This window comes from Microbacterium sp. Z11_20 (assembly GCF_057197605.1).
This window is the reverse complement of the sequence record NZ_JBXVOQ010000002.1, coordinates 287,021-300,435: the sequence shown is the minus strand read 5'-3', so window position 1 is coordinate 300,435 and position 13,415 is coordinate 287,021. Positions and strand designations below refer to the sequence as shown.

The 13,415-nt window shown below is 71.5% G+C and carries 10 protein-coding genes; 2 read left to right on the top strand and 8 right to left on the bottom strand.

The window, feature by feature from the left end:
• Window positions 1-2: 2 nt before the first annotated feature.
• Window positions 3-1,589 (top strand): phytoene desaturase family protein, encoded by a 1,587-nt coding sequence (locus AC2DFQ_RS06400; RefSeq protein WP_484533313.1) that lies wholly within the window; start codon window positions 3-5, stop codon window positions 1,587-1,589.
• A 75-nt stretch (window positions 1,590-1,664) separates the two neighbouring features.
• Here AC2DFQ_RS06400 and AC2DFQ_RS06395 read toward each other — a convergent pair whose 3' ends face one another.
• From AC2DFQ_RS06395 to AC2DFQ_RS06360, 8 genes are all read right to left on the bottom strand, one after another.
• Window positions 1,665-2,606, bottom strand: a complete 942-nt coding sequence (locus AC2DFQ_RS06395; RefSeq protein ID WP_484533312.1) for a hypothetical protein — start codon at window positions 2,604-2,606, stop codon at window positions 1,665-1,667.
• Between the two features lie 109 nt (window positions 2,607-2,715).
• Window positions 2,716-3,906 carry a M20 metallopeptidase family protein gene (locus AC2DFQ_RS06390; RefSeq protein WP_484533311.1) on the bottom strand — a complete coding sequence of 397 codons (1,191 nt, stop codon included), beginning with the start codon at window positions 3,904-3,906 and terminating at the stop codon, window positions 2,716-2,718.
• Complete coding sequence (locus AC2DFQ_RS06385; protein ID WP_484533310.1) at window positions 3,903-4,676, bottom strand: ABC transporter ATP-binding protein; 774 nt, start codon at window positions 4,674-4,676, stop codon at window positions 3,903-3,905. The genes AC2DFQ_RS06390 and AC2DFQ_RS06385 overlap by 4 nt, the downstream gene beginning before the upstream one ends.
• Window positions 4,673-6,490, bottom strand: a complete 1,818-nt coding sequence (locus AC2DFQ_RS06380; RefSeq protein WP_484533309.1) for a dipeptide/oligopeptide/nickel ABC transporter permease/ATP-binding protein — start codon at window positions 6,488-6,490, stop codon at window positions 4,673-4,675. The genes AC2DFQ_RS06385 and AC2DFQ_RS06380 overlap by 4 nt, the downstream gene beginning before the upstream one ends.
• A 9-nt stretch (window positions 6,491-6,499) precedes the next feature.
• On the bottom strand, window positions 6,500-7,513 hold the full coding sequence (locus tag AC2DFQ_RS06375) for an ABC transporter permease (RefSeq protein WP_484533308.1): 1,014 nt from the start codon (window positions 7,511-7,513) through the stop codon (window positions 6,500-6,502).
• Between the two features lie 10 nt (window positions 7,514-7,523).
• The gene (locus AC2DFQ_RS06370) at window positions 7,524-9,113 is read right to left on the bottom strand and encodes an ABC transporter substrate-binding protein (RefSeq protein WP_484533307.1); all 1,590 of its coding nucleotides are present in this window, start codon (window positions 9,111-9,113) and stop codon (window positions 7,524-7,526) included.
• Between the two features lie 43 nt (window positions 9,114-9,156).
• Entirely contained in the window at window positions 9,157-10,737 is a 1,581-nt protein-coding gene (locus AC2DFQ_RS06365; protein ID WP_484533306.1) for a hydantoinase/oxoprolinase N-terminal domain-containing protein, read from the bottom strand.
• Window positions 10,734-11,840: an S-methyl thiohydantoin desulfurase family protein gene (locus AC2DFQ_RS06360; RefSeq protein WP_484533305.1), complete on the bottom strand. Its 1,107-nt coding sequence runs from the start codon at window positions 11,838-11,840 to the stop codon at window positions 10,734-10,736. The genes AC2DFQ_RS06365 and AC2DFQ_RS06360 overlap by 4 nt, the downstream gene beginning before the upstream one ends.
• A gap of 73 nt (window positions 11,841-11,913) precedes the next feature.
• Here AC2DFQ_RS06360 and AC2DFQ_RS06355 point away from each other — a divergent pair, with 73 nt between their 5' ends.
• On the top strand, window positions 11,914-13,398 hold the full coding sequence (locus tag AC2DFQ_RS06355; RefSeq protein WP_484533304.1) for a helix-turn-helix domain-containing protein: 1,485 nt from the start codon (window positions 11,914-11,916) through the stop codon (window positions 13,396-13,398).
• Window positions 13,399-13,415 lie beyond the last annotated feature (17 nt).

The window sequence follows — 13,415 nt, the reverse complement described above, 5'->3', positions numbered from 1 at the left end:
GCATGACCGCGCGCATCCCGGGCCATACGCACGACGTCGTCATCGTGGGGGGTGGGCACAATGCGCTGGTCGCGGCGGCCTACCTCGCGCGGGCGGGCGCCAGCGTCGTGGTCATCGAGCAGCTCGACCGCGTCGGCGGTGCCGCCGTGTCGGAGCGGCCGTGGAAGGGTGTGGACGCCCGGCTGTCGCGGTACTCCTACCTCGTGAGCCTCCTCCCCCGCCGGATCATCCGCGACCTCGGGCTCCGCATCGACCTGCGTCGACGCCGCTACGCCTCCTACACGCCCGACCCGGGCGACCCGTCACGTGGCATCCTCGTCGATACCGCCGACGCCGAGGCCACGGCCGCGTCCTTCGCCCGGACTCTGGGCGACGCCGGCGAGGCGGAGCGGTTCGCGGCGTTCTCCGAGGGGATCCGGCCGCTGGCCCGATCGATCTTCCCGACCATGACCGATCCGTTGCCGTCGGCTGCGGAGGTGCGCGCGAGCGTCGGAGACGACGCGCTGTGGAGTGACGTGGTCGAAAAGCCCCTCGGGCTTCTGCTGCGCTCGTCGCTGGAGAGCGACATCGCCCGCGGCATGGCGTTCACCGACGGCCTCATCGGCACGTTCGCCGCCGCCGACGATCCCTCCCTGCGCCAGAATCGATGCTTCCTCTACCACGTGATCGGCGGCGGGACCGGCGACTGGGACGTTCCGGTGGGCGGCATGGGGCGCGTGAGCGGTGAACTCGAGCGCGCCGCGCGCGACGCGGGGGCCGAGCTTCGCCTGGGCGCCCGTGTGACCGCCATCACGCCCGAGGGCGACGTGCATGTCGACGACCGGAAGGGGGAGAACCTCCGCGGACGCGTGGTGCTCAGCGGCGTCGGACGCGACGTGCTTGCGCGTCTGCTGCGCGATGGCGGGGCGGATGTGGAAGCGCCCGCCCCCGCGGAGGGGGCGCAGGTGAAGGTCAACATGCTCGTGCGTCGCCTGCCACGGCTGCGCGACGAGTCGGTGCGGGCAGAAGCGGCCTTCGCCGGCACCTTCCACGTCAACGAGACGATGACACAGCTGGATGCCGCGTACACCGCCGCCGTGTCCGGACGCGTGCCCGACCCGCTGCCCCTCGAGATCTACTGCCACTCGCTGACGGATCCGTCGATCCTCGGCCCCGAGCTGCAAGCGGAGGGCGCCCACACGCTGACGCTCTTCGGCCTCCAGGTGCCGCATCGGCTCGTGGCGGGAACGGATGCCGCGGCGTCACGCACCGCGCTCCTGGCCGCCGCGCAGGAGAGCCTCGACTCGGTGCTGGCGGAGCCGATCGCCGACTGCGTGTACGAGGCGCCGGACGGGCAGCCCTGCATCGAGGCCCGCACGACCGCGGACCTCGAGGCCGACCTGGGGATGTCCGGTGGCGACATCTTCCACGGCGCACTGTCGTGGCCGTGGCGGGAGCAGGAGGCCGGCGGCGCCGCCGAACGCTGGGGTGTGGCAACGGAGCATCCCCGCATCCTGCTGTGCGGATCGAGCGCCCAGCGGGGCGGCGCGGTCAGCGGTATCGGCGGACACAACGCCGCGATGGCCGCGCGGGAGCTGCTGAACCTCTGACGCCGCAGACCGCCCGGGCCGGTTCGGCAACGGGCGGTCTGGGTCGCCGCCCAGGCGGGCGCCGGGCGGTGCGGGTCAGCGGGGGGCGGGAGGCGGCGGCGGGTAGCCCTCGAAGCCCGGGTGCGGCGGGACAGCGGGGGGCGGGGACGCCGGGGGCTGCTGACCGGGGGCGGCCTGCGGCCCGCGGTCGGGCTCGGCGGCGGCGGGAGGGGCTGCGACCGCTCCCGGCTGCTGCGCGTACGTCGGATAGCCCGTGTAGTACGCGTTCCAGTCGGGCGACCCGTCGGGCATCACCGGCAGCGGCGTGGCGCCGTCGGCGTACGTGGGCCACGGCGGCAGAGCCGACGCCGCCGACGCAGCCGCCGGCCGCGGGGCCTTCGGCGCGAAGAGCGCGTTCACCAGCGGGATGAGGGCGGTGCCGACGGCGGCGAGGATGGTGATGGCCACCACGATCCGCCAGTAGAGGTCGCGGAAGTCGATGAATTCGTGGAACGTCAACGGCACGATGAGCATGATCGCGAGGATGACCACGAGCGCCACCGTGACTCCGGCGATGATGCGCGTGAAGGTGGTGACGTATCGCGCGTGGGCCTTGAGGTAGAGGCGCACGTGCAGCAGGGCGAGCTGCAGGATGAGCACGACCAGCAGGAACGACACGAAGCGCGTGAAGCCCTCGAATCCGTATTCCTCGGTGGGCATCCAGATGAGGAACGCGCCGACGAGGAGCGCGATGACCCACGTGATCATGCTCGTCAGGGCGAACCAGGCGGGCCGGCGTGCCGACAGGTGCACGTCGAGGATCGCCGCTCCGGCGAACGCTGCGAGGAGGAGGATCGTGAGGAAGGCGCGGCCGATGATGTCGTTCTCGGGGCCGAGGAGCACCCACACCACGCACACGAGGGCCGCGAGGATCAGTGCCCCGATGGCGACCCAGATCGCCAAGCGGAGGAGGGTGCGGCTGCGGTCGGTGGCGGCAGGATTCTGCTGCGGCGGATGCTGCTGCGGGGAAATGGTCATGGCGATCCTCTCGTCAAGAGTCGCTCCATCCTGGCACGGGCCTGCGCGCGCGCGTGGCCGCGCTGCCCGAGTGGGGGATGATCCGGTCATCCCCAGCTGAGCGGCCCGATCAGCCCCGTCGGCGAGAGAGGCGTCGCCAGGCGAGTTCGGCGAGGAGCTCGGCGTGCGCGCCGAGTCGGCCGTCGTCGAAGACCGCGCGCTCCGAGTGCATCGGCGCCGCGTCCCCCTCGGCGACGTCTTCGGGCCGGACGCCCAGGAACACGAGCGTGCCGGGCACCTCTTCCAGCACGTAGGCGAAGTCCTCCGAGGCCATCGATGGCGCCGCGAGACGAACGACGTTCTCCGGTCCGTAGAGCTCGTCGAGGAGATCGAGCACGAGGCCGGTCTCGTCGGGGTCGTTCACGGTCACCGGATACGAATCGATGAAGTGCGCCTCCACGGAGCACCCGTGCGCCTCCCCGATCGCGGTGACCAGCCGCGGCAGCTCCTCCCGCACGAGCTGGAGGGTCTCCCGGGAGAGCGTGCGGATGCTGGCCTCCAGGTCGACGGCGGACGCCAGGACGTTGCCCGCCGGGGAATCGGAGGAGATCCTCGTCACGGACACGATCGCCGGGTCGGTGGCCGGGACGCGCCGCGCAGCGAAGGCCTGAACGGCGAGGATGATCTCCGCAGCGACCGGAACGGGGTCGACCGCATGGTGCGGGAAGGCGGCGTGCCCGCCGGTTCCGGTGACCCGGATGCGCAGGCCGCTGGCGCTCGCCATCATCGGGCCTCTGCGGGTCACCGCCGTGCCGCCCGCCGTGACGCAGTCCACGTGCACGGCGTACGCCGCGACCGGACGCTCACCGGCAGCATCGAGCACGCCCTCCTCCAGCATGATCCGACCGCCGGCATACCCTTCCTCGCCGGGCTGGAACATGAACACGACGGTCCCCGGGAGCTCCGACCGACGCTCCGACAGCAGACGCACGGCGCCGACGAGCCCTGCCATGTGCAGGTCGTGCCCGCAGGCATGCATCGCTCCACCGGCGGCGAACGGGAGGGCGGTCGCCTCGGTCAGGGGCAGGGCGTCCATGTCGGCTCGGAGCAGCACGACGGGCCCCGGACGGCCGCCGCGCAACACGGCCGTGATCGACGACAGTTGCCGCCCCGTGGTGATCTCCAGGTCGAGGTCGGCGAGCGCGGCGAGCAGGCGCTCCTGGGTCTCGGGCAGATGCAGGCCCACCTCGGCGCGTGCGTGCAACTCGCGCCGCAGCGCGACGAGGTCATCGCGCAGTCTTTCGGATGCCTCGAAGCTCATGCGTCGAGCTCCATCCGCCGCCCGAGCACGGGGACGGCCTCCAGGAGCTCCCGGGTGTAGGCCTCGCTGGGGTCGTCCAGCAGCTGCTCGGTGGGTCCGGCCTCGACGACGCGGCCCCCGCGCATGACGCAGATCTCGTCGCTGATGTAACGGACCACCGCGAGGTTGTGCGAGATGAACAGCATCGACAGCCCCAGCTGCTGCTGCAGGTCGCGCAGCAGATTCAGCACAGTGGACTGCACGGACACATCGAGGGCGCTCGTGACCTCGTCGGCGATGAGGATCTCGGGGTCGCCGGCCAGCGCCCGGGCGATGGTGATCCGCTGGCGCTGCCCCCCGGAGAAGGACCGAGGGAGCTCGCCCGCGCGTTTCGGGTCGAGGTCGACCTGCCGCAGCAGCTCGGCGACGCGGTCGCGGCGTTCGGCGCGCGAATAGCTCCGACCCGAAGCGATGAGCCCCTCGGCGATGGAGTCCCCGATGGACATCCGCGGGTCCAGTGCGGAGAACGGATCCTGGAACACCAGCTGCAGACGCCGTCGCGCGGTCCGCGCACCGCTGCTGCGGCCGAGGGTGCTCCGGCCGTGCACGCGGATGTCGCCGGCGTGGACCGGCGCGAGTCCGACGGCGGCGTTCGCCACCGTCGACTTGCCCGATCCGGACTCGCCGACCAGGCCCACGGTCCGACCCGCGGGTACCACGAGGGACACGGCGGAGACGACCTCGCGATGCCCGTACCGGACCGTCAGGTCCTCGATCTGCAGTGCGCTCATCGTGGCGCCCCTTCCCCCGGCGGCACCGTGCCGGCGATGACGGGCAGCGGTTGCGTGCGATCCGTCCGCATGTCGGGCAGACACGCGATGAGCCCCCGCGTGTAGGGGTGCATCGCCTGTTCCTTGATGCGCGCGGCTTCGAGTTCTTCGACCACTTCTCCGTCCTTCATGACCACCACGCGATCGCAGAAGCCCGATACCAGGGCGATGTCATGGGAGATGAACACGATCCCCGCGCCGGTGGCCCGTTGGGCGCGACGCAGCACGGTGAGCACCTGCCTCTGCACCGTCACATCGAGCGCCGTGGTCGGCTCGTCGGCGATGATCAGCCGCGGCTTGCCCGTCAGCGCCATGCCGATCATGGCGCGCTGGCGCATGCCGCCGGAGAACTGGTGCGGGTAGTCGCCCAGACGGGCCGCGGGGTCGGGGATGCCCACGACGCGCAGGCCTTCCACCGCTGCTTTCCGGGCGTCAGCACGGCTCATGCCGAGGTGCACACGGGGCACTTCGGTGAGCTGGCGCCCGATGGTGAGCGCCGGATTCAGCGAGGTGAGGGGATCCTGGAAGATCATGCCGACCTCCACACCGAGCCGCTTGCGATCCGCGGGGCGCAGCCTCTCGTCGAGGTCGATGTCGTCGAAACACCGCAGCTCCGCGTCCACGATGGCGGGGGCCTCGAGGAGGCCCGCCAGGGCCATGGCCGTCAGCGACTTGCCCGACCCGGATTCGCCGACGATGCCGACGACCTCTCCCGGGAAGACGGAGAGATCGACACCGCGCACGCGCTCCACGACGCCGCCCTGCCCGTCCGGGAATGCGATACGCAGTTGGCGCACCTCCGCCAGCGGAGCCGCGGCGGCGCGCGTCGGCCTCGCCGCCGGCTGTCCGGCGCGACGCCGGGCCATGACCGCGGCACGGCTGGCGTTCGCGACGGCGCGGAGTCCCTGGCCGGGCTGGCCGCCGAGGGTGTCGGCGATCATCGTGAAGACGAGCGCCGCGAAGACCACCGCGAGACCGGGTCCGAGGGCGGCCATCGGGTTGGTGTAGAGATGGCCGAGCCCCTCATTCAGTAGGCGGCCCCAGTCGTACTCCGGCGCCTGGACGCCCAGTCCGAGGAAGGACAGCCCTGCGAAGGCGAGCAGCGTGGTGCTCGCCGCCGCCGCCGACTGGACGAGCAGCGGGTTGGCGATGTTGGGGAGGACGTGCTTGACCATGATCCCGAGCGGGCCCACGCCGACCACGCGCGCCGCGCGCACGTAGTCCTGGTCGCTGACCGACGCCGCCATGTTGTACACCAGCCGCGTGATGCTGGGAATCCCCGCCAGGCCGATCGCCAGCATCGCTCCGATCGCCGACACGTCCCAGATGACCGAGAAGAAGAGGACCAGCAGCAGCCAGGGGAACGCCAGGAGGATGTCCATGACCCAGACGACCGCCCGGCGCGCATGCCGGGGCAACATCGCCGCGGTGAGTCCGATGAGGAGACCGCCGCCGATGAGGATCGCCGTCGCTCCGGCCGTCAAGAGCAGCGAGATGCGCGCCGCGACCATCACGCGCGCGAAGATATCCCGGCCGATGTCGTCGGTGCCGAAGAGGTGCCCGGGCCCTGCCGACGCCCAGCGCTCCGCGATGTTCCGCGCGGTGGCCGCCTCGGACCACAGGCCGGGACCGACGATCGCGATCATCAGGAACACGGCCGAACCGACGATCGCGACGATACCGGTGGGGCTGATCCAGGCCGAACGCCGCCGCCGGGTGGGAAGCGGTGCGCCCACGACCGGAACCTCGATCATGCCGGGGATAGCAGTCGTCATGACGGGTGCTCAGCCTTCCGAGATGGTGGTGCGAGGGTCGATCGTGATGAGGATCAGATCGACCACGAGGTTCACCACGAGGACCATCGCGGCGTAGACGAGCACCATGCCCTGGATCATCGGGTAGTCCTTGGTTCCGACCGCGGAGATGAGGGTGTTGCCGGCGCCCGGGATGGCGAACACCGTCTCGATGATCACCGTGCCGGCGACCAGCCCAGAGAGCAGCAGCCCACCGACGGTCAGCGTCGCGGTGACGATGTTCGGCAGCGCATGGCGCAGCAGGATGATCCGATGCGGGAGCCGCTTGGCGCGCGCCGTGGTGATGTAGGTCGAGTCCAGCACCGTGATCATCTCGACCTGGACGATGCGGGCGAGGTACGCCATCGGGCCCAGGGCGAGCGCGAGGACGGGGAGCACCGCGTGCGAGGCATCCCCCCACCCCGCCGGCGGAAGGAGTCCCAGCCAGATGCTGAACCCGGCGATCAACCCCACGGACAGCACGAAGTCGGGCACGGCGATGAGCACACCCAGGAGGCCGGAGACGCCGCTGTTGGCGGCGCGACCCCGACCTGAACGCACCAGGAGCGCGGCCCCCATGCCGATCGGCAGCGCGCCGAGGACGGCGAGCACGAAGCCGAGAGCGGCGAGCGTCACCGTGGTGGGGAAGCGCGACGCGATCGTGTCGCCGACGGAGAGCCCCGACTGGATGGACGTGCCGAGGTCACCCTGCAGCAGCCCGGAGAGGTAGTTCCCGAGCTGCTGCAGGAGAGGGAGGTCCAGCCCCAGTGCCTCGCGGGTGCGCTCGACCAGCGCCGCCGGGGCGGTCGGTCCGAGTGCGGCACGCACGGGGTCGCCCGGCACCAGGTGGACGAGGAAGAACGCGGCGAGGACCACGACGACCAGGCTGACGACGAGGCGGCCCATCCGCCGGAGGGCGAAGTCGCTGCGCGGGGAGAGCTGCAGCGTCCTCCGCTCCCGCGCGGGCACGGCCGGCGTCACCTGCCGAAGGTCGGTCGTGGTCATCGCCGCTTCCTCACTCCGTCATGCGGATGGTGACGGGCTGGATGTAGTCGGTGATCTCGAAGGTCGCGCCGTTCATGAAGGTCGGCGACTCCGTGCCGGCCATCAGGAAGGTGTGGAAGTTCTCCACGACGACCTTCTCGGCCTCCTCCCAGTACCCGCACGCTTCCTCCGGGTCCGCGGCCGCACGGGCCTGGTCGGCGAAGGCGGTGTACTCCGGGTCCATGACGCCCATGAAGTTCAGGCCGCCGTCCTCCGGCGAGGCCCCGCCGTAGAAGAGGTCCTGCGTCACCGGGCTGCCGACGCCGATCTGAATCCAGCCGGTGTCGTAGTCGAACGTCTCATAGAGGTACTCCGACCAGGCGGCGCCGTCCATCGCGACCAGGTTGGTCGTGATGCCGAGCTCTTCCCAGTCCTCCGCGAGGAGCTCGCCGGCCGAGGCATGACCGCTCGACGTCGCGTCGTAGATGAAGTCGATGGTCAGCGGCGTCCCGTCCTTCGCGCGCGTCCCGTCGGCTCCGGCTGCCCATCCGGCCTCATCCAGCAGCTCCGCGGCACGCTCGGGGTCGGATGCCGGCCGCTCCCACACCGGCTCCTCGTTGAAGCAGGTGAACGGGGCGTCCGTGATCCAGGAGGTCAGCTCGTACGGGTGCCCACCGGTGACGACCTCGGTCGCGTCCTCGTGGTTGAAGCCCAGCACGAGCGCCTCGCGGACGAGCGGGTCGCTGGTAGGACGGTCGGCGCGCTCGTTGAACAGCATCTGACCGATCGGGTTGATGCGGCCCACGTACTCGTGACCGGCGCCCTCGATGCGGTCGCGGTCGGGGCCGGATACCTCGGCCGCGTTCAGCTCGCCCGACACCAGCAGGTTCGCGCGCGTGGATTCATCGGTGACGACGGTCACCTCCAGCCCGTCGGGCAGTCCCTCGGTCTCAGAGGTGAGTCCGTCCGGGCCCCAGGTGTAGTCGTCGCGGGTCTCGAAGACGTACCGGTCGGGTGAGACGTCGGTGAGGTGGTAGAGGCCGGTCCCGTTGGACCCCGACTCGAGGCTCGACGGGTCGTCGAGGCCCGCCTGAGCGACCATGAAGATGTCGCCGACGATGGTCGAGAGGAACGGGTCGGCGGCCTCGGCGGTGACCTCCAGCGTCAGCCCGTCGCCGGTGGCGGACAGGCCCGCGGGCATCACATCCGCGAGGACCGTCGCATTGGCCGGATCGGCGTGATAGTTGATGTTCGCGGCGGCCACCGTCGCGTCGAACGGCGTGCCGTCATGGAAGGTGATGTCGTCCTTGAGCTCGAAGGTCACCGACATGCCGTCGTCGCCGATCTCCCACGACTCGGCGAGCCACGGGTACTCCTCGCCCTCGCCGTCGGTGTAGATGAGGCTCTCGTACGCGTACGTGAGGACCTGCAGCTCCTGCGGCTGATTGGCGGTCATCGGTTCGATGCTGCCGACCTCGGGGAAGACGGCGTGGCGGAAGACGCCGCCGGTGGCGGGTTCTGCGTCCGTGCCACCACCGCCGCCGCCGGAACAGGCTGCGAGGGCAAGTGCGAGGATTGCGCCTCCGGCGAGGAACGCCGGCGGGGTGGTGCGTCGATGCATGGTTACTCCTCGGGTTGCTGGTGCGTTTATCGGGTGTGGAACGTCAGTGATGGGCCGGGGTCGGAGCGCCGAGCTGCGCGAGCGGACCCGCTGCCTTCACCGACACCTTCACGGTCGGCCGCGCGGTGTAGGACACGGGGGTTTCGAGCACGTCGACCACCGCCACCTGCAGCGGGTCGGCACCGGCCTGGATCGCTTTGGCGATGGCGGCCCGGGATGCTGCCTCGATCGCCGCCTCGCGGTCTTCGATGTCGGCCATCTGGTCGGCGCGGCCGCCGGCGAGCGAGATCGCGGCGCCGACCGCGTTGGCGACGTCGCCATGAGCGGGGCGCACCACCGGGCCTGCGCCGGCGAGGTCGTCGGGCACGAGGAACGCGCCCCCGCCCACGACCACGAGCGGCAGATCCAGGCGGCCCAGCGACAGCCGCTCGACGGCCTCCTCGAGACGGCCGTGCGCGCGGGCGAGCGCCTCACGCAGGGCGTTCTTCGTGGCGGCCGGGAGGGCGGGAAGGGTGCGGCCGTCGATGGACGCGCCGGCCAGGGCCGCAGCATCCGTCAGTGTGGAGGTGGAGCCGCCGAACAGCAGCGCCTCCTGCTCGATGCGGTAGCCGACCGAGCGCGGGCCGACCGCGCCGGTGGCCGGATCGACGATGGTCCCACCGCCCACGCCGAGGCTCAGGATGTCGGGCATCCGGAAGTTGGTGCGCACGCCTCCGATCTCCCGCGGCAGTGTCGACTCCCGGGGGAAGCCGTTGACGAGCACCCCGAGGTCGGACGTGGTGCCCCCGACGTCGACGACGATCGCGTCGTCGACGCCGGAGAGATAGGCGGCGCCCCGGATCGAGTTGGCCGGTCCCGACCCGATCGTGAGCACCGGGTACTGGGCGGCGTAGTCGAGCGACATCAGCGTGCCGTCGTTCTGCGCGAAGTAGGTGGTCGCGTCCAGCCCCTCCTCCTGGACGACCGTGAGCAGGGCGCGCGTGACAGAGCGGGCGACGCCGTACAGCGCCGCGTTGAGTGCGGTGGCGTTCTCGCGCTCGAGAAGGCCGGTCGGGCCGATGTCCTGGCTGACGAAGACGCGGGTGTCGGGCCCGAGGTGCGAGCGGATGAGGGCGGCGACCTCGAGTTCCTGCTCGGGGTAGGAGGGACTGAAGATCCCCGCGACGGCGACCGCGTCGACATCGTGGAGACCGTCGAGGAACCGGAGGACGCCGTCTCGGTCCAGCGGCGCGATGGGGGTTCCGTCCACCATGTGTCCGCCGCCCAGCATCGCCGTGCCCGCAAGGGCCACCGCAACGAGATCGGCCGGCCACCCGGTGAGCGGCGGGTACTCCGTCGCGGCCGGCGCTCCCAGCCGGATCATCGCCACGCGGCCGAGCTGCCGCCGGCTCACGATCGCGTTGGTGGCGTGGGTCGTGCCGAGCATAACCCGCGTGACCCGTGCGCGATCCTCACCGATGCTCGCCAGCACGCGCGCGATCCCGCCGCGGATGCCGCCTGTGACATCGGGGGTGGTCGGCTGCTTGGTGGCGGCGACCACCCGTCCCGATCCGTCGAGAACCACGGCATCGGTGTTGGTGCCGCCGACGTCCACGCCGATCGACAGGGCTCCCGGATCGTTCACCGACGTCCTCCCTCGAACGGCACGTAGGGCAGGTCGTAGCCGAACGCACGGGGACCGGCGAGCTCGAGACCACGATCGGTGCGCCACAACGGATCGCACGCCCACGCGAGCACCGAGACGCGCTGCCCGAATCGGAGCATCTCCGTGGAGATCGCGTGGCCGGTCTCCGAGTCCACGATCGTGATCAGATCGGGGACGCTGGCGAGCACCTCGCCGTCTTCGAGGACGACGAGGTTCTCGTTCTGCAGTTCGATCCGCAGGAGCCGACCACGGTCGGCTCCTGTCCCGGCGATGGTCACGGATCCGCGCACGAAGCCGCCTTCGGTCCGCCGGGCGACGTCGATGACCTTGCCCGTGACCAGCACCGCCGCATCCAGCTCGCCGGCGACCGCCGCCACCGGTTCCGACGACGACAACAGCGCGTGGCCCACGCGCACGGCCGCGCTGACGGTCCCCTCGATCACCGCACCTCGGGCGGTCTCCGCGGTCATCAGGTAGTGGGCTCCCAGGCACAGCCCCCCACTGGCGACGGTGACGGCCCTCGCGTGGCGCTCCAGCCACGCCAGGTCCACCGTCTTCATCGTGACGACGTTGCCGACGACATCGCTCATCACCGCGAAGTCGCACGGCACGCCGGCGACGTTCATGGCGATCATCGTCGCCTCCGGAAACGCCCGCCCCATGCCGTCGGCATCCAGCAGCTTCAGTCCCAGGCGGGCGGCCCAGCCGACCGGACCCACGCCGTTGCTGCCACCGATCTCGGCCGCCATGAGCGTCGTGATCCGCCGGCCGGCGGTGGCCTCCGCCTCCCGCAGCAGCACCTCGATCTGGTTCGCCGACGACAGCATCTCGATACCGACGGTCGGAGCGCCGATGCCCGACATCACGATGACCGCGTCGTCGCCGGTGAGCTCGGCGACGGAGATCAGCGGCACCGGGCCGGCGCCGCGCAGGGCCTGCTCGGCCGCCAGCTGCGCCGTGTAGACGGCGCCGCCCCCGCCCGTGCCGAAGATCGCGGCGCCGGCCGCGAGGGCGGCGACGTCGTCGGCGGCCACCGAGGTGAGTCGCTCGTGCGTCGGCGCAGCGGAGGGTCGGGGAACCATGTACCGACAGTAGGGACACCCCCGCGCCGCGACAATGTGCCACAACCCCAAAGAATCCGGCACACTTGTGCTCATGGCACAGTTCACCGTGCGCGACCTGCTCGCTCAACGCGAGCGCCTCGGGCTGGAGCTCGTGGCGGGCCCGGAGGAGGGCGGCGACATCGAGCGCGTGGACATCACGTCGCTCGAGAGCCTCGATGCGCTTCTCCCCGGGACTCTGGCGATCGTCCCGGCCGATGAGACCCCCGCGCCATACCGCATCGACGTGGCGCTGCGGCGGGCGAGCGCCCGCGGTGTGCCCGGCCTCATCGTGACGACGCGGTTGGTGCTGGCCGAGACCGCCGTCGCGCTCGCCGACCGCGGTCGCGTCCCGGTCCTCGCCGCGGCGGGCATCAAGCCGTCCGACCTCGCCGTCGCGATCGACCGGCTGCTCTCCGGCGGCGCGTCCGAGACGATGACCCGCGCCGCCTACACGATCGAGCAGGCCACGGCCGCGGCGGCGGGAGCCTCCGGGACGATCGAGGAGATCCTCGCCGCAGCCAGCCGCGCGCTGGGCGTGCGCCTCTCGCTCGTGGACGACCAGAGCGTGCAGTGGACCGACAACGACGCCGTCTGCGTCGGCGAGGTGCCCATCGGCAGGCTGATCGCCGATGCCGCGGATGCGGCGACCGACGTCGTGCGCCCGGTCGTCGCGTCGCTGCTCTCGCGGGCCGCGCAACGGCAGATGCGCGACCGGTACGCCCCCACGCAATCCCGCGCCGACCTCATCGTGGAGCTCGTCCTCGCCGAGTCATCGCGGGTGGAGGGGTTCGTCGGGCAGGCCGCGCGTCTCGGGCTGCCGCTGCAGCACGCCCACGTCGTCGGATGGCTCAAGCCCACCTCGCTGAGCGACCCCGACGCACGCCCGCCCCGGAGCGTCGAACCCGCCCTCGAGCTGTTCGCGCTGCAGTTGACGGAGGGCCGCGAGGAGATGTGGCACATCGCCTTCATCCAGGACGACGCCGTGCTCGTCAGCACCGAGGAACACGGCGCGGGCGATCACCAGCGGCGCCTGCGCGAGGTGGGGGTGCGCCTGCAGCAGCACGCGCAGTCCCTCGCCGGCGGCGGCTGGGTCTACACCCTCGGACTCGGCACCCCGCGGCTGGGCGCGATCGGTCTGCGCCAGTCGGCGGCCGAGGCGCGGATCGCCGCCGATTCCGCCGCCGCCTCCGATCGGCCGGGGGGCGTGGAGGTGACCGACGTGACAGGGCTCCGGCGTGTGCTGCTGGACTTCTACGCCTCACCCATCAGCCGGAGCCTGCTCCACGACGTCCTCGCGCCGCTGGATGCGCTCGGCACCGAACGGGCGACCACCTCGGTGCGGACGCTACTGGCCTACCTCTCGCACAACAACTCCCTCGCGCACGCCGGGCGGGACCTGAACCTGCACGCCAACGCCGTGGGGTACCGACTCAAACGCATCCGCGACGTGCTGCAGCTGGATCTGGACGATCCCGACACCCGTTTCTCCGTCGAACTCGCGTGCCGCGTCCGGTTGCTGGGCGCCGGCCCCCGCTGACGCGGACCGCTCGCGGG